The organism is Paenarthrobacter sp., from assembly GCF_031180005.1.
Taxonomy (GTDB): Bacteria; Actinomycetota; Actinomycetes; order Actinomycetales; family Micrococcaceae; genus Arthrobacter.
On the sequence record NZ_JAPSHI010000001.1, the window covers coordinates 471,659 to 494,405 of the forward strand.

Here is a 22,747-nt window from a genome sequence, read left to right on the forward strand (position 1 = left end):
TCTACAAGTAGAGACTACTTGATGATACTGGTAACACGTCCCGAACCAACGGTGCGGCCGCCTTCGCGGATAGCGAAGCCGAGGCCCTCTTCCATAGCGATCGGCTGGATGAGCGCAACGGTCATCTCAGTGTTGTCGCCAGGCATAACCATTTCCGTGCCTTCCGGCAGGGTGATAACGCCGGTTACGTCCGTGGTACGGAAGTAGAACTGCGGGCGGTAGTTGGAGTAGAACGGGTTGTGACGTCCGCCTTCGTCCTTGGAAAGGATGTAGACGTTAGCCTCGAAGTCGGTGTGCGGGGTGATGGAACCCGGCTTGACGACAACCTGGCCACGCTCGACATCGTCGCGCTTCAGACCGCGGAGCAGGAGGCCACAGTTCTCGCCGGCCCATGCTTCGTCGAGCTGCTTGTGGAACATCTCGATACCGGTAACCGTGGTCTTCTGGATCGGGCGGATGCCGACGATCTCAACCTCGGAGTTGATGGCGAGGGTTCCACGCTCGGCGCGGCCCGTAACAACGGTGCCACGACCGGTGATCGTGAAGACGTCTTCGATCGGCATCAGGAACGGCTTGTCGCGGTCACGTACGGGGTCCGGAACGGACTCGTCGACAGCTGCCATCAGGTCCTGGACGGACTTGACCCAAACCGGGTCGCCTTCCAGAGCCTTCAGACCGGAAACGCGAACAACCGGAGCCTCATCGCCATCGAAGCCCTGCGAGCTCAGGAGCTCACGAACTTCCATTTCGACGAGGTCGAGGAGTTCTTCGTCATCAACCATGTCGGACTTGTTCAGTGCGACCAGCAGGTAGGGAACACCAACCTGGCGGGCGAGCAGAACGTGCTCACGGGTCTGAGCCATCGGACCATCGGTTGCGGCAACCACGAGGATTGCGCCGTCCATCTGGGCAGCACCGGTGATCATGTTCTTGATGTAGTCAGCGTGACCCGGGGCGTCTACGTGTGCGTAGTGGCGCTTCTCGGTCTGGTACTCCACGTGGGAGATGTTGATGGTAATACCGCGCTGGCGCTCTTCCGGAGCAGAGTCGATCGACGCGAAGTCGCGCTGCTCGTTGAGATCCGGGTACTGGTCGTACAGCACCTTGGAAATGGCGGCAGTCAGCGTCGTCTTACCGTGGTCAACGTGACCAATGGTGCCGATGTTGACGTGCGGCTTAGTCCGCTCGAACTTTGCCTTTGCCACAGGTTCCTCCTAGAACGATTTCAAGTGAAGTGCTCCTCGGCCGCGCTTTTCGCGGCAGAAACTTTAGCAAGTCTACTTGGGGGCTTGGTTTTGGTGAAATTGCAGATTCAGGAACCAATGGTAGTTCCTCGAGCCTGTTTGCGCAGGGGCCGGGCCGCGGCTGTCGCCGCAGCCCCGCCTCAAGCGCTCAGATGCCTTCCCGATACCGGAATTGCATCCGTTACCGGGAGATTACTCGCCGCGGGTTTTCTGGATGATCTCGTCGGCTACTGCCTTGGGGACCTCCGCGTAGCTGTTGAACGTCATGGAGTACACAGCACGACCCTGGGTCTTGGACCGCAGGTCGCCGATGTAACCGAACATGCCGGACAGCGGAACGTGCGCACGGATAACCTTCACGCCTGCTGCGTCTTCCATGGACTGCATCTGGCCACGACGGGCGTTCAGGTCACCAATAACATCACCCATGTATTCCTCAGGTGTGCGGACCTCAACATCCATCAGCGGTTCAAGCAGAACAGGGTTCGCCTTGCGTGCAGCTTCCTTGAAAGCCATACGGCCGGCGATCTTGAACGCCATTTCCGAGGAGTCAACGTCGTGGGACGCGCCATCAATCAGCGTGGCCTTGATGCCGACAACCGGGTAACCGGCCAGGACGCCGTCGTTCAGTGCATCCTGGATACCAGCGTCAACGGACGGGATGTATTCGCGCGGAACGCGGCCACCAGTGACCTTGTTCTCGAACGCATACAGCTCGCCGGAAGCGGTGTCCATGGGCTCGATCGCAATCTGGATCTTTGCGAACTGACCCGAACCACCGGTCTGCTTCTTGTGCGTGTAGTCAAGGCGCTCAACGGCGCGCTTGATGGTTTCGCGGTAAGCAACCTGCGGCTTGCCAACGTTTGCCTCGACCTTGAATTCGCGGCGCATGCGGTCCACCAGGATGTCCAGGTGAAGTTCGCCCATGCCGGCGATGATGGTCTGGCCCGTATCTTCGTTGAGGGAGACCTGGAAGGTCGGGTCCTCAGCGGAGAGCTTCTGGATGGCCGTGGAGAGCTTCTCCTGGTCACCCTTGGTGTTGGGCTCGATGGCAACCGAGATCACGGGCTCCGGGAAGCTCATGGACTCGAGGACGATCTGGTTGTTGGCATCACACAGGGTGTCACCCGTGGTGGTGTCCTTCAGACCGATGGCAGCGTAGATGTGGCCGGCGGTAGCGCCCTCGACGGGCATTTCCTTGTTGGCGTGCATCTGGAACAGCTTGCCGATGCGTTCTTTCTTGCCCTTGGTGGAGTTAACCACCTGGGCGCCGGCTTCGACGTGACCGGAGTACACGCGGACGAAGGTCAGCTGACCGAAGAACGGGTGCGCAGCAATCTTGAAGGCGAGGGCCGAGAACGGCTCGTCCGCAGACGGCTTGCGGGTGAGTTCCTTCTCTTCGTCGCGGGGATCGTGACCGATCATCGGCGGGACGTCGAGCGGGTTCGGCAGGAAGTCAACAACGGCGTCAAGCATCGGCTGGACACCGCGGTTCTTGAAGGCCGAACCACAGAAGACCGGGTAGAGCTCAGAGTTGATGGTCATCTTGCGGATGCCGGCTTTGATCTCTTCGAGAGTGAGTTCTTCACCTTCGAGGTACTTCTCCATGAGTTCTTCGGAAGCCTCGGCCACAGTCTCAACGAGCTGTGCACGGTACTCCTCGGCCTTGGCCTGGAGGTCCGCGGGGATTTCCTGCACTTCGTAGGAAGCGCCCATGGTGACGTCACCCTTTGCGTCGCCAGGCCAAACCAGGGCGCGCATTTCGAGGAGGTCGACAACACCGATGAAGTCGTTCTCAGCACCGATGGGCAGCTGCATGACCAGCGGCTTGGCACCAAGGCGGGAGATGATGGTGTCTACGGTGAAGTAGAAGTCAGCGCCCAACTTGTCCATCTTGTTGACGAAGCAGATACGCGGAACGTTGTACTTGTCAGCCTGGCGCCAAACAGTCTCGGACTGCGGCTCCACGCCTTCCTTGCCGTCGAACACTGCGACTGCACCGTCGAGGACGCGCAAGGAGCGCTCAACCTCAACTGTGAAGTCAACGTGGCCCGGGGTGTCGATGATGTTGATCTGGTTCTTGTCCCAGAAGCAAGTCACGGCGGCAGACGTGATGGTGATGCCGCGTTCCTTTTCCTGTTCCATCCAGTCAGTCGTCGAAGCGCCGTCGTGCGTCTCGCCGATCTTGTGGTTCACACCCGTGTAGAACAGGATGCGCTCGGTAGTGGTGGTCTTGCCGGCATCGATGTGGGCCATGATGCCGATGTTGCGGACCTTATTAAGGTCGGTAAGCACGTCCTGTGCCACGGGGTCTCCCTTTCGGATGGACTACACGTTCGCCGCCGGCTCAGTGAGCCGGCGGCGTCCGGAAAGTTTTTACCAGCGGTAGTGTGCGAAGGCCTTGTTGGACTCGGCCATCTTGTGGGTGTCTTCGCGACGCTTCACAGCGGCACCAAGACCATTGGAGGCATCCAGGATTTCGTTCTGGAGGCGCTCGGTCATGGTCTTCTCACGGCGGGCCTTGGAGTAGCCCACGAGCCAACGCAGAGCGAGGGCGGTGGAGCGACCCGGCTTGACCTCAACCGGAACCTGGTAGGTAGCGCCACCAACACGGCGTGAACGCACCTCGAGGGAAGGCTTGACGTTGTCCATGGCCTTCTTGAGAGCGGCAACGGGGTCGCCGCCGGACTTGGCACGTGCACCTTCGAGTGCGCCGTAAACGATGCGCTCTGCGGTGGACTTCTTGCCGTCGACAAGAACCTTGTTGATCAGCTGCGTGACCAACGGGGAGCCGTAAACGGGATCGGAAACTAGCGGCCGCTTCGGGGCCGGACCCTTGCGAGGCATATTACTTCTTCTCCATCTTTGCGCCGTAACGGCTGCGAGCCTGCTTGCGGTTCTTGACACCCTGGGTGTCGAGTGCGCCGCGGACGATCTTGTAGCGGACACCCGGAAGGTCCTTAACACGACCACCACGGACGAGCACGATGGAGTGCTCCTGGAGGTTGTGGCCAACACCGGGGATGTAGGCGGTAACTTCTACGCCACCGTTGAGGCGCACACGTGCCACCTTACGGAGAGCCGAGTTCGGCTTCTTGGGGGTGGTGGTGTAAACGCGGGTGCAAACACCGCGGCGCATCGGGCTGCCCTTCAGCGCGGGAGCCTTGGTCTTGGAGACCTTCGGCGTGCGGCCCTTGCGGACCAGCTGGTTAATCGTAGGCACTTTCGTGTTCTCCGTTGTTTGATCTCTGCCCCCACACACAGGCGCCAGCCAGTGTAAACGTGGGAACTTTGGCGTTGCTCGTGCAGCCGGCCGAAAACTCCGGTAGGCGTGCAAAAGTGCGGCATTCGTTGCGCATGTTGCCCGCAACCCGGAAACAGGCTCCACCCAGCACCATGAGAACAAAACCAAAATGATGCTGCGGCGGCCTTCATCCACTGCCACACAGAACAATTACCAAAAGTCTAGCACGGCTTGATCTAGAGCCTTAATCGGGTGTATGGAGGCTGTTAAAGGGTCAGGCCCCGCACTCGAAAGTACGGGGCCTGACCTTTACGGCGTCAACTTTCCGTTTTAGCGGAAGTCGTTGCCGAGATCGTAGTCATCCAAGGGGATGGCGTGGAACTCGGGAGCACCGTCGCCACCCAGGGCGTCATAGGAGAAGTCGGTGAACGCGCTGGGGCCCGTGAACAGGCTTGCCTTTGCTTCTTCCGTCGGCTCCACAGTGACCTCTGTGTAGCGGGGCAGACCCGTACCAGCCGGGATGAGCTTACCGATGATGACGTTTTCCTTGAGGCCCAGCAGAGGATCGCTCTTGCCTTCCATGGCCGCCTGCGTCAGGACGCGGGTGGTTTCCTGGAAGGAAGCTGCGGACAGCCAGGACTCGGTAGCCAAGGAAGCCTTGGTGATACCCATGAGTTCCGGACGACCCGAAGCCGGGGCCTTGCCCTCGGATACGACGCGGCGGTTCTCGTCCTCGAAGCGGGCGCGCTCTGCAAGCTCACCGGGGAGCAGGTCGGAGTCGCCGGATTCGATGACGGTCACGCGGCGCAGCATCTGGCGAACGATAACCTCGACGTGCTTGTCGTGGATACCGATACCTTGGCTGCGGTAAACGCCCTGAACCTCGTCCACAAGGAACTTCTGTGCGGCACGGGGGCCCATGATGCGCAGAACCTGCTTCGGGTCCACCGGACCGTTGATCAGCTTCTGGCCGACGCTGACGTGCTCGCCGTCCTCAATGAGGAGACGTGAACGGCGCAGCACCGGGTAGGCAATCTCTTCGGAACCATCGTCCGGAGTGATGACCAGGCGCATCTGGCGCTCGGACTCTTCGATGGTGATGCGGCCGGCTGCTTCAGCAATCGGTGCGACACCCTTCGGAGTACGGGCTTCGAAGAGCTCCTGGATACGGGGCAGACCCTGGGTGATGTCGTCGCCACCGCCGGCGGAAACAGCACCACCGGTGTGGAACGTACGCATGGTCAGCTGGGTACCGGGCTCACCGATGGACTGTGCGGCGATGATACCCACGGCCTCGCCGATGTCCACGGTCTTGCCGGTGGCCAGCGAACGGCCGTAGCAAAGTGCACAGGTGCCCACCTTGGACTCACAAGTGAGTACGGAGCGGACCTTGACCTCGGTGATGCCTGCAGCCAGCAGTTGGTCGATTACAACGTCGCCGCAGTCAGTGCCGCCGGCAGCCAGGACGTTGCCCTGGGCATCGACGACGTCGACAGCCAGCGTACGTGCGTAGGCGCTGTTCTCGACGTTCTCGTCCAAGGCGAGCTCACCATTGGAATCCGGCACGGCGATCGGGGTGACCAGACCGCGTTCAGTACCACAGTCCTCTTCGCGGACGATGACGTCCTGCGAAACGTCCACCAGACGACGGGTCAGGTAACCCGAGTTGGCAGTACGGAGAGCGGTATCGGCCAGACCCTTACGGGCACCGTGCGTGGCGATGAAGTATTCCAGAACCGACAGGCCCTCACGGTAGGAGGACTTGATCGGGCGAGGAATAATCTCACCCTTCGGGTTGGCCACAAGACCACGGATACCCGCGATCTGGCGGACCTGCATCCAGTTACCACGTGCACCGGAGGACACCATGCGGTTGATGGTGTTCATCGGGGACAGGCTGTCGCGCATCGCCTGGGCGATTTCGTTGGTTGCCTTGTTCCAGATTTCGATCAGTTCCTGGCGACGCTCGTCGTCGTCGATCAGGCCCTTGTCGTACTGGCCCTGGATCTTGGCAGCCATGTTCTCGTAACCGGCCAGGATGGCAGGCTTGGAAGTAGGCACCTCGATGTCGGAGATGGCAACCGTGACACCCGAACGGGTGGCCCAGTAGAAGCCGGCATCCTTCAGGTTGTCCAGCGTTGCCGCGGTAACAACCTTCGGGTAGCGCTCGGCGAGGTCGTTGACGATCCGGGACAGTTCGCCCTTATCCGCAACGGCCTCGACCCACGGGTAATCCTCGGGCAGCGTCTGGTTGAAGATGACCTGGCCCAGGGAGGTTTCAACGAGAGCCGGCTGACCGGGCTCCCAACCTTCCGGAGCTTCCCACCCTGCGTAAGGCACGAAGTCGTCCAGACGGATCTTCACCTGGGAGTTCAGGTGCAGATCACGGGCGTCGTACGCCATGATGGCTTCCGAAACCGAGGAGAAGATGCGGCCTTCGCCGGCGGAGCCGACGCGCTTGGTGGTCAGGTGGTAGAGACCGATGATCATATCCTGCGAAGGAAGGGTCACCGGACGGCCATCGGACGGCTTCAGGATGTTGTTCGAGGACAGCATCAGGATGCGTGCTTCTGCCTGGGCTTCCGGGCTCAGCGGCAGGTGTACTGCCATCTGGTCGCCGTCGAAGTCAGCGTTGAAAGCGCCACAAACCAGCGGGTGAAGCTGGATTGCCTTGCCTTCCACAAGCTGCGGTTCGAAGGCCTGGATGCCGAGGCGGTGCAGGGTAGGTGCACGGTTGAGCAGCACCGGGTGTTCGGTGATGATCTCTTCCAGCACGTCCCAAACCTGCGGACGGTAACGCTCAACCATGCGCTTTGCCGACTTGATGTTCTGAGCGTGGTTGAGGTCAACCAGGCGCTTCATCACGAACGGCTTGAAGAGCTCCAGGGCCATCTGCTTGGGCAGACCACACTGGTGCAGCTTCAGCTGCGGGCCAACGACGATGACCGAACGGCCGGAGTAGTCAACGCGCTTGCCGAGGAGGTTCTGGCGGAAACGACCCTGCTTGCCCTTGAGCATGTCGCTCAGGGACTTCAGCGGACGGTTGCCCGGACCCGTAACGGGGCGGCCACGACGTCCGTTATCGAAGAGGCTGTCAACAGCTTCCTGAAGCATGCGCTTCTCGTTGTTGACGATGATCTCCGGAGCGCCGAGGTCAAGCAGTCGCTTGAGTCGGTTGTTGCGGTTGATCACACGGCGGTAGAGGTCGTTGAGGTCGGAGGTCGCGAAGCGGCCACCGTCCAACTGGACCATCGGGCGCAGTTCCGGCGGGATCACCGGAACGGCGTCGAGAACCATGCCGAGCGGGCTGTTGTTGGTGGTCAGGAACGCGTTGACAACCTTCAGGCGCTTCAGGGCACGCGTCTTACGCTGGCCCTTGCCGTTCTGGATGGTGTCGCGGAGTGACTCGGCTTCAGCCTGCATGTCGAAGGTCTCGAGGCGCTTCTTGATAGCCTCGGCACCCATGGAGCCCTCGAAGTACAGACCGTAACGGTCGCGCAGTTCGCGGTAAAGGCCTTCGTCACCTTCAAGGTCAGCGACCTTAAGGTTCTTGAAGCGGTCCCAAACCTGCTCAAGGCGCTCGATGTCGGCGTCGGCACGCTTGCGGACGTTCGCCATCTGGCGGTCAGCAGAGTCGCGGGCCTTCTTCTTGTCGGCAGCCTTGGCGCCTTCGCCTTCAAGACGGGCAAGCTCGTCTTCAAGGTCGCGGGCAATCGTGGCGATGTCGCTGTCGCGGTTGTCCACCATCTGCTTCTTCTCGAGGTCGTGCTCGACCTGGAGGTTCGGCAGTTCAGCGTGACGGCTTTCGGTGTCAACGCTGGTGATCATGTAGGCAGCGAAGTAAATGACCTTCTCGAGGTCCTTCGGTGCCAGGTCCAAAAGGTAGCCCAAGCGCGAGGGAACGCCCTTGAAGTACCAGATGTGGGTTACAGGCGCCGCCAACTCAATGTGGCCCATGCGCTCACGACGCACCTTGGCGCGGGTGACTTCAACGCCACAACGCTCGCAAATGATGCCCTTGAAGCGGACGCGCTTGTACTTGCCGCAGTAGCACTCCCAGTCGCGGGACGGGCCGAAGATCTTCTCGCAGAAGAGGCCGTCCTTCTCGGGCTTGAGCGTGCGGTAGTTGATGGTTTCCGGCTTCTTGACCTCACCGTAAGACCATCCGCGGATGTCTTCCGCGGTGGCGAGGCCGATCTGCATGAGGCCGAAGGAGGATTCGCTGGACATATGGTCCCTGTTCTCTCTTGTTCTCTAAATTCTGAAGTCTTGGTTACGGGAAGAGGGAGTTGTTCCGACGGACAGTTGTTGAGGCTGCCCGCCGGAACAGCTGCTAGACCTCTTCTACGGAACTGGGCTCTGCACGAGACAGATCGATGCCCAGTTCTTCCGCAGCCGTGAAGACTGCGTCATCAGAGTCACGCATTTCGATCGTGGTTCCATCAGTGGAAAGAACTTCCACGTTCAGGCACAACGACTGCATTTCCTTGATCAAGACCTTGAAGGACTCGGGAACGCCAGGCTCAGGGATGTTCTCGCCCTTGACGATGGCTTCGTAGACCTTCACACGACCATGGATGTCATCCGACTTGATCGTGAGGAGTTCCTGAAGGGTGTAAGCGGCACCGTAAGCTTCGAGCGCCCACACTTCCATTTCACCGAAGCGCTGGCCACCGAACTGAGCCTTACCACCCAGCGGCTGCTGCGTGATCATGGAGTACGGGCCGGTGGAGCGTGCGTGGATCTTGTCGTCCACCAAGTGGTGGAGCTTCAGGATGTACATGTAACCGACGGAGATCGGATCCGGGAACGGCTCGCCGGAGCGGCCGTCGAACAGACGGGTCTTACCGGAGGAGTCGATCAGGCGGTCGCCATCGCGGGTCACGTTGGTGGAGTCAAGCAGGCCCGTGATTTCTTCTTCGCGCGCGCCATCGAACACCGGGGTGGCAACGGTGGTCTGGCCGGTTTCACGGGGCAGGTTCGGGAGGTTCTTGACCCACTCCGGCTCGCCTTCGATCTTCCAACCAGTCTTGGCAACCCAACCGAGGTGGGTTTCAAGAACCTGGCCAACGTTCATTCGACCCGGAACACCCAGCGGGTTCAGGACGATGTCCACCGGGGTACCGTCTGCAAGGAAGGGCATGTCCTCGATCGGAAGGATCTTGGAGATAACACCCTTGTTGCCGTGACGGCCGGCGAGCTTGTCGCCGTCGGTGATCTTGCGCTTGGCTGCAACGTAGACGCGGACCAGCTGGTTCACGCCCGGCGGCAGTTCGTCGTCGTTGTCGCGGTCGAAGACGCGCACGCCGATGACCGTACCGGACTCGCCGTGGGGCACCTTCAGGGAGGTGTCGCGGACTTCGCGGGACTTCTCACCGAAGATCGCGCGGAGAAGGCGCTCCTCCGGGGTCAGTTCGGTCTCACCCTTAGGGGTGACCTTTCCGACCAGGATGTCGCCTGCTTCAACCTCGGCACCAATGTGGATGATGCCACGCTCGTCCAGGCCTGCAAGGACTTCCTCGGACACGTTGGGGATATCACGAGTGATTTCCTCGGCACCAAGCTTGGTGTCGCGGGCGTCAATTTCGTGCTCCTCGATGTGGATGGAGGAAAGTACATCCTCAGCAACAATGCGCTGGGAGAGGATGATGGCGTCCTCGAAGTTGTGGCCTTCCCATGACATGAATGCCACGAGGAGGTTCTTACCAAGGGCGAGTTCGCCCTGGTCCGTTGCGGGACCATCAGCGATGATGCCGCCAACTTCCAGGCGCTGGCCTTCGCTGACCAATACGCGGTGGTTGTAGCAGTTGCCCTGGTTGGAACGGGCGAACTTGTTGATGCGGTAGTTCGTCTCAGTACCGTCGTCGTTGATCATGACAACCAGCTCGGCGGAAACCTCGGTGACCACACCTGCCTTCTTGGCGATGACTACGTCACCGGCGTCGACGGCTGCTGCGCGCTCCATGCCGGTGCCCACGAAGGGAGCCTCGGAACGGACCAGCGGCACGGCCTGGCGCTGCATGTTGGCACCCATGAGTGCACGGTTGGCATCGTCATGCTCAAGGAACGGGATCAGGGCAGTTGCCACAGACACCATCTGGCGCGGGGAAACGTCCATGAACTGAACGTCGGCGGCGGGAACCAGGACAGGCTCGCCTCCACCACCACGGGCACGGACAAGAACGGTCTCTTCCGCAAACTTCTTGTCAGCATCCAGCGGAGCGTTGGCCTGTGCGATCAGGACCTCGGCTTCGTCGTCGGCCGTCAGGTACTGGACTTCGTCGGAAACGACGCCCTCGGAAACCAAGCGGTACGGCGTCTCGATGAAGCCGAACGGGTTGATGCGGCCGTAGGAAGCCAACGAACCAATCAGACCAATGTTCGGGCCTTCAGGAGTTTCGATGGGGCACATACGTCCGTAGTGGGACGGGTGAACGTCTCGAACTTCCATGCCTGCACGGTCACGGGACAGACCACCCGGGCCAAGCGCGGACAAGCGGCGCTTGTGGGTCAGACCCGAGAGCGGGTTGTTCTGGTCCATGAACTGCGACAGCTGGGAAGTTCCGAAGAACTCCTTGATGGCTGCCACGACGGGACGGATGTTGATCAGTGTCTGCGGCGTGATGGCCTCGACGTCCTGCGTGGTCATGCGTTCGCGGACGACGCGTTCCATGCGGGAGAGGCCGGTGCGGACCTGGTTCTCGATCAGTTCACCAACGGCGCGGATGCGACGGTTGCCGAAGTGGTCGATGTCATCGACGTCGACGCGAAGTTCGTGGTCTTCGCCGTCGCGCTTGCCCATGAGGGTCTTCTCGCCGGCGTGAAGCGCAACGAGGAACTTGATCATGGCAACGATGTCTTCAACGTGCAGGACCGATGCTTCCTTGTCGCCAAGGGAGCGGTCGATGCCGAGCTTGCGGTTGATCTTGTAACGGCCAACCTTGGCAAGATCGTAGCGCTTGGCGTTGAAGTACAGGTTGTCCAGCAGGGACTGGGCAGCCTCAACTGTGGGCGGCTCGCCCGGACGCAGCTTGCGGTAGATATCCAGAAGCGCGTCTTCGCGGGTCTCGGTGGCGTCCTTCTCCAGCGTTGCACGCATGGAGTCGTACTGGCCGAACTCTTCCAGGATCTGGCCTTCAGTCCAGCCAAGGGCCTTCAGGAGAACCGTGACCGACTGCTTGCGCTTGCGGTCGAGGCGAACGCCGACCTGATCGCGCTTGTCGATTTCGAGTTCGAACCATGCACCACGCGACGGGATGATCTTCGCAGTGAAAATGTCCTTGTCACTGGTCTTGTCAGCGGTGCGCTCGAAGTAGGCGCCCGGCGAACGGACCAGTTGGGAGACAACGACACGCTCGGTGCCGTTGACGACGAACGTTCCCTTTTCAGTCATGAGAGGGAAGTCGCCCATGAACACGGTCTGCTGCTTGATTTCACCCGTGTTGTTGTTCATGAACTCGGCCTTGACATACAGCGGGGCCGAGTAGGTGGCGTCACGGTCTTTGCATTCGGCCATGGTGTACTTCGGGTCAGCGAACTCCGGCTCGGAGAAGCTCAGGGACATAGTGCCCTGGAAGTCCTCGATGGGGGAGATCTCTTCGAAGATGTCGGCAAGTCCGGAGCTGGTGGCGACGCTGAGGTCGCCCTCCTCGACAGCCTTCGCTACCCGCGCCTGCCAGCGTTCGTTTCCGACCAGCCAGTCGAAACTGTCTGTCTGCAGGGCGAGAAGATTCGGAACATCAAGTGGTTCGTGAATCTTTGCGAATGAGAGGCGGCGGGTGGCACCATCGGTGCTTGCCGTGTTAGCGGTTTCGTTATTAGAGGTGCTCGAGGCGACCAAGAGGGATCCTTCCACAGACCTTCAGGCGTTTTCAGATCTCCCCCGTTTGCATCCTGCAGAGTGCTCCGCAAGATACTTGTTCCGGTTCCGCTATATGACCCGGACCCAGTCCGCTTATGACAGTGCACGTTTCGGAACGGCACGTCAATGACGCAGCTGAGAGATAAAGCCCACCGCTATATGAAGGCTGAAGGTTAACAGGGAAGACGCAAATATCTACGATACGGCAAAGCAGCCTTTCTGTCTACCCCAGATCGTCCGTGATTGCAAGCACGGTTGCTGCAGGCACCAATGCCCGAACGTGTCCCCCGGGAAACCGCTATGGAATGGGAGGAACTGCACAATTGTTGAAGAGATAGGCTGACGCGCGCTCCGCGATAGCCTTGCTACACCACTCCAGGATCGGAAGAGAGACCATGACCAACTCCGCTGACGACAATGACGTTGTCATCCTTGCTGCTTCCCGTACCCCACAGGGCCGGCTCAACGGGCAATTAGCCGGCTTCACCGCCGTCGACCTCGGTGCTCACGCCATAACCGCGGCACTCGCGGCCAGCGGTGTCAAAGCCGAGCAGGTGGACGCTGTCATCATGGGCCAGGTTCTTCAGGCCGGCGCAGGCCAGAATCCGGCCCGGCAGAGCGCCATCGCCGCCGGCGTCGGTTGGAACATCCCTGCCGTCACCATCAACAAGGTCTGCCTATCCGGACTCACAGCCGTCATTGATGCCGCACGCATGATCCGCAGCGGTGATGCCACAGTGGTAGTTGCCGGCGGCCAGGAATCCATGACGCGGGCACCGCACCTCCTTCCGGGATCCCGCCAGGGTTGGACCTATGGCGCCATCCAGGCACTGGACGTCGCCGCCCATGACGGCCTCACCGATGCTTTCGACGGACAATCCATGGGCTTGTCGACGGAAACGAAGAACGTCACGCTCGGCATCGACCGCAAGGCCCAGGATGAAGTTGCGGCGGCCTCGCACCAGCGCGCTGCAGCCGCCATCGCGGACGGAACTTTCGACGTCGAAATCGCTCCGGTAAGCGTCAAGCAGCGCAAGGGCGATCCCCTGGTCCTCACCACGGATGAGGGCGTCAGGCCCAACACCTCACTGGAAACGCTGGCGCCGCTGAAAGCTGCTTTCGCAACAGACGGCACCATCACCGCCGGCAATTCCTCTCCCCTGTCCGACGGCGCCTCCGCACTGGTGTTGACCAGTCGCCGCTTCGCCAAGGACAACGGGCTGGACTACCTGGCTGTTGTTGGAAAACCCGGTCAGGTTGCAGGTCCTGACAATTCGCTTCACTCACAGCCATCGAACGCCATAGCGCAGGCCTTGAAGCGCGCCGGTTGGACGGCGGAGGACCTGGACTTCATCGAAATCAATGAGGCTTTCGGTTCTGTGGCTGTCCAGTCCCTCAAAGACCTCCGCTACCCCTTGGAGAAGTGCAACATCCATGGCGGCGCCATAGCCTTGGGCCACCCCATCGGGGCGTCCGGAGCAAGGCTCGCCCTGCATGCCGCACACGAACTCAAGCGCAGGGGAACCGGAAAAGCGGCTGTCTCCTTGTGCGGAGGCGGAGGCCAGGGTGAAGCCCTCCTCCTGTACCGCGACTGATGACTGACGCATCCAAGCCGGGCGACGGCGTCGAACGGTTTCTGTCAGACGCCGCCGCGCGCGGCCTGGACGTTGACGTCGTCGAGCGTCCGGCTGCCCGCAGCTTGGAGGAGGCTGCCGGCATCCTGGGCATCAGCCCCGCGGACATCGTGAAGTCACTGGTGGTCAAGCATCGCGATGGCAGCTTCCTTTTCGCGCTCATTCCGGGGGACCGCCAGATCTCATGGCCCAAGCTGCGAGCCTTGGTAGGCGTCAACAAGCTTTCACTCCCCCATGCCGACGTCGCCTTGGCCGCCACCGGCTACGAGCGTGGAACCATCACTCCGCTGGGCAGCACCACACCGTGGCCTGTCTATGCCGATGCCACCATTACCGGGCGCCGCATCTCCATGGGTGCCGGGGCGCATGGCCGGAGCGCGTTCGTGGACGCGGATGCACTCACCGCCGCCCTGGGCGCGGTAGTAGCCGACATCAGCGAACCCAACTGAGTAACAGTTGAGGTCGTTCTGACGGCTCAGAACGACCTCAACTGCGATCTACTTGGGGTGCATTAAGGGCAGGAAGCCCCGCCCGGTGAACCGGACGGGGCTTCCACAAGCAAGACGAGTTACTTGAGGGTAACCGTTGCGCCAGCTTCTTCGAGCTGAGCCTTTGCCTTCTCGGCAGCTTCCTTGGTGGCGCCTTCGAGAACAGCCTTCGGTGCGCTGTCAACCAGGTCCTTGGCTTCCTTGAGGCCGAGGGAGGTGATGGCGCGAACTTCCTTGATCACTGCGATCTTCTTGTCGCCAGCAGCTTCGAGAACGACGTCGAATTCGGTCTTCTCTTCAGCAGCTTCAGCAGCACCGCCGGCAGCGGGGCCAGCAACTGCAACAGCAGCAGCCGTAACTTCGAAGGTCTCTTCGAAGAGCTTGACGAACTCGGAGAGCTCGATGATGGTCAGTTCCTTGAAAGCTTCAATGAGCTCTTCGTTGCTGAGCTTCGCCATGGTGGCGTCCTTCCATTAGTTGGTGCAGATCCGGGCTAAGCCTGTCCATACACCAGAGTTTGATTGAGGGGAGAACTTAGTTCTCTTCGGTTGCAGCTTCAGCGGCTTCGGCCGGAGCCGCAACCTCTTCAGCAGCAGCCTCTTCAGCGGCCGGGGCTTCTTCAGCGGCCGGTGCAGATGCGCCGCCCTCTTCTTCAAGCTTGAGGCGCAGGGCGTCGATGATGCGTGCAGCAGCGGATGCGGGAGCCTTGAGGACACCAGCAACACGTGCAAGCTGCAGCTCGCGGGACTCGAGGGCTGCCAGTGCGGCAACTCCTGCTGCGTCCAATGCCTTACCTTCGAAGACGCCGGTCTTGATAACCAGCTGCTTGTTGGCCTTGGCAAAGTCCGTCAGGCTCTTGGCAGCAGCAACAGCGTCACCCTTGATGAAGGCGATTGCAGTAGGGCCGGCGAGCTGATCGTTGAATGCTTCAACTCCAGCTTCCTTGGCTGCAATGGCACTCAGGGTGTTCTTGACGACCGAGAACTTGGTGTCCTGGCCGAGCGCAACACGCAGTTCCTTGAGCTGTGCAACAGTGAGCCCGCGGTATTCGGTCAGGACAGCCGCGTTCGATTCCTTGAAATCGTTGGTGATCTCTGCAACTGCGGAGATCTTGCTAGGCGTTGTCATAACCCTCCTTCCGGGGAATAAAGCCGGTCTTCCGGGTCCCCGCTCACGAGAGCTAAAAACTAAAAACGCCCCGCGCAGATGCACGGGGCTTGGCTCAACACAGTTTGATCCGTGGAGACTTGCTTCGTTCACCTGCGCCGGCCGCCCTATGTTCAGGGTCCTTCGTCAAGGAATTCACTTTTACCTCAAGGGCGCAGCTACAGAATTGAGCTGTGCTCGAAAGAGTGGATTCCCATCAACCGACGGTCTTTGGTACTTCAAGGTTACGGGAGAGTGGTCGGCAAACCAAATCGACCTTGCTTAGTCTGACGACGTGGCTCCCGCAAGTCTGCCCGGAAGTTCCTTCTGCCACAGTCCAGTGACACCCGCGGTAGTAAATCCCAATTGCTTGTTCACGGTCAGGAGGTATCTGTTCTCGGGCGCGTTCCAGGTATAGATGACCCGGGCATCCGGGAATTGCTCACTCAACCGCTCCATGTTGGCCACCTTGATCAACAAGCCGAGCTTGTTGCCGCGATGCTCCTGCAAGACCAAAGTATCGTCCTGGAAAACCACGTCCTGGCGGTGCGCAAGGACGCTGATGGTGGTCAGGCCCACCAGCCTCCCGCTCTCTACATGCTCGACGGCGGTCACCACCGTTCGCCGCCCCTGCGCCAAGGCCGCATCCTCGGTTTCGCGGAGTACCGTTGCGTCGAAGACCATTCCGCTCGCTTCCACTTCAGGCGCATCTTCGTCGCCTTCGTCACGGACCACCTCACCGGCAGCGTTCTCCAAAGCGGCCACGGCTTCCAGCCAGGGCTCGGGGCAACGGTCAGTCCAGTGGTGCAGGGCGTACCTGCCGCCGTTGGCTTCTTCCGCTTCAAGCTGCAGATCCCCCACCAGCTTGGAATCCAGGGGCAGCACGCATGAACTGAACTGTTCGATGTGTTGAAGGGTGTAGCCAGCGCGCTTGGCGAAGTCCACCTCCCTGCTGCTCTCAGGAACAAAGCCAGCGCCGCTGCCCGGAATCAACTGGTCCTCGGGTATCTCAGTGAGCGACGTTGCCGGGTGGTTGGTATCCACCAAAGCCATGGTGCGTCCCTCCGCCCGGGCGAGCTGCTCAGCGGCTTCCAGCAACTGGCGGCCAACACCTTGGCCCTGGAACTCGGGAAGGATGTCCAGAGTGAACTCGGCCAAGTCCAGGTTGTCCGCCAACGGCAAGGCAATGTCTACCGTGCCCACAATGACGCCCTCTACCTTTGCCACCAGAATGACTTGGCGCTCATAAGGATCGGAAAGCTCCAACAGCTTTTCCAAGGGCGTATAGGCGAGGTCGTCACTCCCCCACGTTTCCATGCGTACCCGGCGCCCTACTTCAACGGCGTCCAAAAAATCAGCGGCGTCGGGGCTGTCCAGGGTGTCAGGCACCCACAGCTGCTCGACTTGAACAGTCTTCGCCTCGTCTACAGTCATTCCAGCCGTTTCTGCCATTCGCCGTCAAAGCCGGAGGGCTTGAATCCTAGTGCGATATTTATGGCCAGCATATGCCGGTTTTCATTGGCGTTCCATGTCATCACGGACGTGGCGCTGGGCCATAGCTCGTGGATACGGCGAAGATTGGCAATCTTGACCAGCATGCCAAGGCGGTGTCCGCGGTGCCCTGGGGCAACCAACGTGTCCTCTTGGTAGACCATGCCCGGGGTAGCCTCGCGGTGGGTGAGTATTGTGTAGGCCGCCAGTTCCCCCGTGGCGTCGTGCCGGGCAACGGCCGCCATGGAAGCAACGCCGCCTGACAGCCACGTGGATTCCTCGAGACGGACGCGATTGGCGTCCCAGTCCTCGCCCTCCCAGCCAAGGCCTGCGATGGGCACCTCGGTGCTCATGAGGCTTTTGAGCTTCGCGAACACATCCACAAACTCATCAGGGCAGCGGTCCTGCCACACGATGAGGCTGTAGCCGGCTGCCCGCTTTGTTGCCTGCTCTTCAAGGTCCTGCAGGAGCACTTCTTCGACCGGGAGGGGCAGCGTGCTGTTGGTTTCGACCTGCTCCAGGGAATATCCGTGATGGAGGGCAAAGCGGGTGGAAGCGGAGTCCATTGGGACGCCACCCGTGCCTGACTTTGCCTCCAGCAACTCAACGCCCGGGATGAGGAGCCGGATTGGCTCCGCGCAAAACGCGTCAAAGGACGTACGGTCCCGCTCACGGGCCACTTGCTCCAGCACCCCGAGGACCCTCGTCCCGATGCCCCGCCGGCGATAGGCAGCGTCAACAAGAACGTCCACTCCCGCCGTCGTCGTGTTTTCGCTAAGAGGCAGCGTCAAGGTGCCGCTGCCCACCACGGCTCCATGGAGGAATGCCAGGTAGACATGCCGTTCTTCGTATTCATTGCCCTGCCAGAAGAGGACAGCTTCGGCCAGCGTGGAGCAACGGTCCAGGTTCCCCCAGAGATCCATGTGGTGGGCAACGTCCAGGTCATGGAAGGCGCGGAAATCGGGATCCCCCTTCGCGTCGGGGCTTTTCGGGACCGGGATCCGCTGCACGGACAACCCGGCGATGGCGGAAGAGTTCGACGTCGGCACGCACCACAGCCTACGGCTCTCCCCCGGTGGTGAACAGGGAAAAGGGCAAGAAAAAGGACCGCCCGGCAAAGCCGGACGGTCCTTTTATCAGAGCAAGTGCCCGCGAAGCTTACGCGTCGACGAGGACCTTGGTGACGTTCGGGTCAACGGTGATGCCCGGACCGAACGTGGTGGCAACGGTAGCCTTCTGGATGTAACGGCCCTTGGAAGCGGACGGCTTCAAGCGAAGCACCTCTTCCAGAGCAGCTGCGTAGTTCTCAGCCAGCTTGTTGACGTCGAAGGACACCTTGCCGATGATGAAGTGCAGGTTGGAGTGCTTGTCGACGCGGAAGTCGATCTTGCCACCCTTGATGTCGTTGACAGCCTTGGTGACATCCGGGGTAACCGTACCGGTCTTCGGGTTCGGCATCAGGTTACGGGGGCCGAGGACCTTACCGAGGCGGCCAACCTTGCCCATGAGGTCAGGGGTTGCCACTGCGGCGTCGAAGTCGGTCCAGCCGGCTGCGATCTTTTCGATCAGGTCATCGGAACCAACGAAGTCGGCGCCGGCAGCGATAGCTGCTTCAGCCTTGTCGCCGGTAGCGAAAACGAGGACGCGGGCGGTCTTACCGGTGCCGTGGGGCAGGTTGACGGTGCCACGAACCATCTGGTCAGCCTTACGCGGGTCAACGCCCAGGCGGAAAGCGACCTCAACGGTTGCGTCGAACTTGGAAGGATTGGTGTCCTTCGCGAGGGTGATGGCCTCGATCGGGGCGTAGACCTTGTCTGCCTCGATCTTGGCTACGGCTGCCTCATATGCTTTGCTGCGCTTTGCCATGCTGCTATTTCTCCTTGTGCAGTTGTGGTCTGCGGACCGCGCTGGGCCCTGCCACAAGTCGTGGATCCGGCAAGGATCCTGCGACATTTCAATGTTTCAGATGCCGGTTACCCGGCGGTTGAAGGCCACAAGGGCCTTCGAAGGTTACTAGCCTTCTACGGTGATGCCCATGGAGCGGGCGGTGCCTGCGATGATCAGGGCAGCTGCCTTGATGTCGTTGGCGTTGAGGTCTTCCATCTTGGTGGAAGCAATTTCCTCAACCTGTGCCTGGGTCAGCTTGGCAACCTTGACGGTGTGCGGGGTAGCCGAACCCTTGGCAACGCCTGCAGCCTTCTTGATGAGCTCTGCAGCCGGCGGGGTCTTGGTGATGAAGGTGAAGGAACGGTCTTCGTAAACCGTGATTTCAACCGGGATAACGTTTCCGCGCTGGGATTCCGTTGCAGCGTTGTACGCCTTGCAGAATTCCATGATGTTGACACCGTGCTGGCCAAGCGCAGGACCGATCGGCGGAGCCGGGTTAGCGGCACCTGCCTGGATCTGCAGCTTGATGAGGCCGGTGACCTTCTTCTTGGGAGCCAATGTAGGGTCCTTCTCTCAATAGCTTCCTGGGACACAGGAGCGCGTCCCAGGTTTGTGGCCGCCATGGCAAGGCGACCGGCCGCTCCCGAACTGCTAAGCAGGCAGGACTGGAGCGAAATTTTGGAATCAGCTAGATCTTGGTGACCTGGTTGAATGCGAGCGTCACCGGGGTTTCGCGCTCGAAGATCGAGACCAGAACCACAAGGGTCTGGGACTCGGGCTTAATCTCGGAGATCGTCGCCGGGAGGGTCTCGAACGGACCTTCCTTCACGATGACCGACTCGCCGACCTCGAAGTCGACGGCCACGGGAGCCTGGTTCTGCTTGTTGACGGGCTTGCCCTGCTCTGCCTGCTCTTCTTCGAAGACCGGGGCGAGCATGGAGAAGACCTCATCGAGCCGCAGCGGGACGGGGTTGTGGGCGTTGCCCACGAAGCCGGTGACACCCGGCGTGTGGCGGACTGCGCCCCAGGAAGCGTCGGTCAGGTCCATGCGGACGAGGACGTAGCCGGGAATGCGCACGCGGTTGATGACCTTGCGCTGCGCATTCTTGATCTCGACGACCTCTTCCATGGGCACCTGGATCTCGAAGATGTAATCTTCCATGTCCAGGGTCTGGATGCGGGTTTCAAGGTTGGCCTTCACACGGTTCTCGTAACCGGCGTAGGAGTGGATGACGTACCAGTCACCTTCCTGGCGGCGCAGCTTGGCCTTGAATTCCTCAGCCGGATCGGCCGGTGCTGCTGCAGCAGCGGCTGCCAGGTCGTCGCCGTCGGACTCTTCCTCGTCGCCGGCAACCTCGTCCGACGCGTCATCAGACTCGTCGTCCACGTCAGCTTCGAAGTCCTCTTCGGAATCGTCGACGTCGGCAGATTCGGGCGCAGCAGAATCAACCTCGGACTCTTCCACAGCCTCAGCCGCGGCGCCCTCAGTTTCTTCCAGCTCAGTCTCGTTTACCTCGAGCTCCTGCTCAGACACTTGGTCTCCTGCTTCCTCATTGCCTAACATGCCTATTTAAATGGCTCAATTCCGCAAACCCCGCAAAATCTCTGACGAATCAAAGAATTCACACAGTTTGCGGACAGATCCGCTTATTGGTCCACAGCCCCTGCGCCACCGAAGACCCAGCTGGCTCCCGTCCCGAAGGCGATGTCCAGCAGGCTGACGATGAGCATCATGATGGCTACGAACACCAGCACCACGAGCGTGTAATTGATCAGTTCCTTGCGGGTGGGCGCAACGACCTTCTTCAGTTCACCAATCACCTGGCGGACGAAGAGTGCAATACGGGCGAAGAAGCCGCGGTCGGTCTTCTTGGCGGGACGGCCCTTCGAGCTGCTGGCAGCTGTTTCGGTCACCTGGTCCTCACTCACCTTGCAAAGTCGTTGACCCGACTCTGATCAGAGCCATGGTTGCTGCGCGTGCCCCGGCGTTTCCGCCGGAACAGCTTGCGCAGGGCAGACAGGACTCGAACCTGCAACCTGCGGTTTTGGAGACCGCTGCGCTACCAATTGCGCCACTACCCTATGGATCAGATCCATGTTTCAGGCCGCACTTCAGCCTGTGGTGCTTTTCAACACCGGTGAACCAGTCTACGCAAGAATTTCGCGATAGTCGAACCGGCCGATTCCGGACCTCCCAGCCCTAAAAGCCTGTGACCGGCATTATCAGTCACAAAGTTCTGCAGGCGCCCGGGAGCTCCGCAGAACAGCATAAGGTAGTTTACGTCGAATCCCATCATCCAGCCCTCGAGCTGCCTGCGAAGAACGGTACATAGATGTCTGCCGGAACAACTACCGCCCGCATTTCACAGCGAATCTCCGCCATTGCAGAATCCGCCACCCTTGCCGTTGACGCCAAGGCCAAGGCACTGAAGGCCGCGGGACGTCCCGTGATCGGTTTCGGTGCCGGCGAACCTGATTTCCCCACCCCGGACTACATCGTCCAGGCGGCCATTGAGGCAGCAGGTCAGCCGAAGTATCACCGCTACTCCCCCGCAGGTGGCCTCCCCGAGCTGAAGAAGGCCATCGCCGAGAAGACCCTGCGGGACTCCGGTTACCAGGTTGATCCTTCCCAGGTCCTGGTGACCAACGGGGGTAAGCAGGCCGTCTACAACACGTTCGCGACACTCGTGGACCCGGGTGATGAAGTCATCATCCCCACCCCCTTCTGGACCACGTACCCGGAAGCCATCCGGCTCGCCGGTGGCGTGCCGGTTGAGGTTTTCGCCGGACCGGAACAGGGCTACCTGGTAACTGTCGAGCAGCTTGAGGCCGCTGTAACGGACAGGACCAAGATCCTGTTGTTCGTTTCCCCGTCCAACCCCACCGGCGCCGTTTACAGCCCCGAGCAGGTCGCGGAGATCGGCAAGTGGGCCGCGTCCAAGGGACTCTGGGTTGTCACCGACGAGATCTACGAGCACCTGACCTACGACGGCGTCGAGTTCACGTCCATCGCCACTGCTGCACCGGAACTGGGCGACAAAGTGGTCATCCTCAACGGCGTTGCCAAGACCTACGCCATGACCGGTTGGCGCGTGGGCTGGATGATCGGCCCTAGCGACGTCATCAAGGCCGCCACCAACCTGCAGTCCCACGCGACGTCCAATGTCTCCAACATCATGCAGATCGCAGCCGCGGCAGCCCTCACGGGTCCGCTGACCGCCGTCGACGAGATGAAAGTTGCGTTTGACCGACGCCGCAAGGCTATTGTCGCCGGCCTGAATGCAATCGATGGTGTTGAATGCCCGACGCCGACCGGCGCCTTCTACGTCTACGCGGACGTCCGCGGCCTGCTGGGTAAGGAATTCGAGACCTCCAATGGTCCTGTCCGCCCGGAGACTTCTGCTGAACTCGCCACCCTCATCCTCGACGAGGTGGAAGTCGCCATTGTTCCGGGCGAGGCCTTCGGTCCTTCCGGCTACGTCCGCCTGTCCTACGCACTCGGCGATGACGACCTCGCCGAGGGTGTCCGCCGCATCCAGGAATTTCTGGGCAAGGCCAAGTAGCAAGCAGCGAACGCAAACGCTCTTCCACCGTGACAGGTGGAAGAGCGTTTGCGTTTAAGGCGCGGGACGTGAGAGTGTCCCTATGTTTTTCGTCAAGTGGTTGTGGGTGTTGGGGATTGGTAGAGGGTCCCGTCGCGGAGCATGGCGTAGAGGGTGTCGCAGCGTCGTCGGGCCAGGGCAATGAGCGCT

17 protein-coding genes and 1 tRNA gene are annotated in these 22,747 nt (G+C 60.7%); 3 read left to right on the forward strand and 15 right to left on the reverse strand.

From position 1 onward, the window contains the following. Positions 1–14 precede the first annotated feature (14 nt). The 6 genes from tuf to rpoB all read right to left on the reverse strand — a co-directional run bounded on the left by tuf (position 15) and on the right by rpoB (position 12,328). Positions 15–1,205 (reverse strand): elongation factor Tu, encoded by a 1,191-nt coding sequence (gene tuf / locus RIF72_RS02200; RefSeq protein ID WP_011775598.1) that lies wholly within the window; start codon positions 1,203–1,205, stop codon positions 15–17. Positions 1,206–1,436: 231 nt separating this feature from the next. After that, positions 1,437–3,551, reverse strand: a complete 2,115-nt coding sequence (gene fusA / locus RIF72_RS02205; RefSeq protein ID WP_011775599.1) for an elongation factor G — start codon at positions 3,549–3,551, stop codon at positions 1,437–1,439. 69 nt (positions 3,552–3,620) lie between these two features. Next, entirely contained in the window at positions 3,621–4,091 is a 471-nt protein-coding gene (rpsG, locus tag RIF72_RS02210) for a 30S ribosomal protein S7 (protein WP_003803829.1), read from the reverse strand. 1 nt (position 4,092) lies between these two features. Further along, positions 4,093–4,467, reverse strand: coding sequence for a 30S ribosomal protein S12 (gene rpsL, locus RIF72_RS02215; protein ID WP_009358312.1), 375 nt, complete (start codon positions 4,465–4,467; stop codon positions 4,093–4,095). A gap of 351 nt (positions 4,468–4,818) precedes the next feature. Then, the gene (locus RIF72_RS02220; protein ID WP_309073223.1) at positions 4,819–8,718 is read right to left on the reverse strand and encodes a DNA-directed RNA polymerase subunit beta'; all 3,900 of its coding nucleotides are present in this window, start codon (positions 8,716–8,718) and stop codon (positions 4,819–4,821) included. A 103-nt stretch (positions 8,719–8,821) separates the two neighbouring features. After that, complete coding sequence (gene rpoB, locus RIF72_RS02225) at positions 8,822–12,328, reverse strand: DNA-directed RNA polymerase subunit beta (protein WP_309073224.1); 3,507 nt, start codon at positions 12,326–12,328, stop codon at positions 8,822–8,824. A 416-nt stretch (positions 12,329–12,744) separates the two neighbouring features. Between rpoB and RIF72_RS02230 the strand changes: the two genes are divergently transcribed. Continuing rightward, a complete protein-coding gene (locus RIF72_RS02230; protein WP_309073225.1) occupies positions 12,745–13,944 on the forward strand; it encodes an acetyl-CoA C-acetyltransferase in 1,200 nt (399 codons plus the stop codon). Then, the gene (locus RIF72_RS02235) at positions 13,944–14,432 is read left to right on the forward strand and encodes a YbaK/EbsC family protein (RefSeq protein WP_309073226.1); all 489 of its coding nucleotides are present in this window, start codon (positions 13,944–13,946) and stop codon (positions 14,430–14,432) included. Before RIF72_RS02230 ends, RIF72_RS02235 begins: the two co-directional genes overlap by 1 nt. A gap of 119 nt (positions 14,433–14,551) precedes the next feature. Here RIF72_RS02235 and rplL read toward each other — a convergent pair whose 3' ends face one another. From rplL to RIF72_RS02280, 9 genes are all read right to left on the reverse strand, one after another. Next, positions 14,552–14,929, reverse strand: coding sequence for a 50S ribosomal protein L7/L12 (gene rplL / locus RIF72_RS02240; RefSeq protein ID WP_011775604.1), 378 nt, complete (start codon positions 14,927–14,929; stop codon positions 14,552–14,554). A gap of 76 nt (positions 14,930–15,005) precedes the next feature. Further along, on the reverse strand, positions 15,006–15,599 hold the full coding sequence (gene rplJ, locus RIF72_RS02245; RefSeq protein ID WP_011775605.1) for a 50S ribosomal protein L10: 594 nt from the start codon (positions 15,597–15,599) through the stop codon (positions 15,006–15,008). A 300-nt stretch (positions 15,600–15,899) separates the two neighbouring features. Then, positions 15,900–17,069 carry a GNAT family N-acetyltransferase gene (locus RIF72_RS02250; protein WP_375164187.1) on the reverse strand — a complete coding sequence of 390 codons (1,170 nt, stop codon included), beginning with the start codon at positions 17,067–17,069 and terminating at the stop codon, positions 15,900–15,902. Further along, positions 17,048–18,157: a GNAT family N-acetyltransferase gene (locus RIF72_RS02255; protein WP_309073228.1), complete on the reverse strand. Its 1,110-nt coding sequence runs from the start codon at positions 18,155–18,157 to the stop codon at positions 17,048–17,050. The genes RIF72_RS02250 and RIF72_RS02255 overlap by 22 nt, the downstream gene beginning before the upstream one ends. A 109-nt stretch (positions 18,158–18,266) precedes the next feature. Continuing rightward, the gene (rplA, locus tag RIF72_RS02260) at positions 18,267–18,974 is read right to left on the reverse strand and encodes a 50S ribosomal protein L1 (RefSeq protein ID WP_011775608.1); all 708 of its coding nucleotides are present in this window, start codon (positions 18,972–18,974) and stop codon (positions 18,267–18,269) included. A gap of 147 nt (positions 18,975–19,121) precedes the next feature. Continuing rightward, positions 19,122–19,553: a 50S ribosomal protein L11 gene (rplK, locus tag RIF72_RS02265; RefSeq protein ID WP_011775609.1), complete on the reverse strand. Its 432-nt coding sequence runs from the start codon at positions 19,551–19,553 to the stop codon at positions 19,122–19,124. Positions 19,554–19,683: 130 nt separating this feature from the next. After that, entirely contained in the window at positions 19,684–20,529 is an 846-nt protein-coding gene (gene nusG / locus RIF72_RS02270) for a transcription termination/antitermination protein NusG (RefSeq protein ID WP_309073229.1), read from the reverse strand. A gap of 113 nt (positions 20,530–20,642) precedes the next feature. Then, on the reverse strand, positions 20,643–20,924 hold the full coding sequence (gene secE, locus RIF72_RS02275) for a preprotein translocase subunit SecE (RefSeq protein ID WP_309073230.1): 282 nt from the start codon (positions 20,922–20,924) through the stop codon (positions 20,643–20,645). Positions 20,925–21,004: 80 nt separating this feature from the next. Further along, positions 21,005–21,077, reverse strand: a tRNA-Trp gene (locus tag RIF72_RS02280). Positions 21,078–21,328: 251 nt separating this feature from the next. Between RIF72_RS02280 and RIF72_RS02285 the strand changes: the two genes are divergently transcribed. Next, positions 21,329–22,558: a pyridoxal phosphate-dependent aminotransferase gene (locus tag RIF72_RS02285; RefSeq protein WP_309073231.1), complete on the forward strand. Its 1,230-nt coding sequence runs from the start codon at positions 21,329–21,331 to the stop codon at positions 22,556–22,558. The last annotated feature ends 189 nt before the right edge of the window (positions 22,559–22,747 follow it).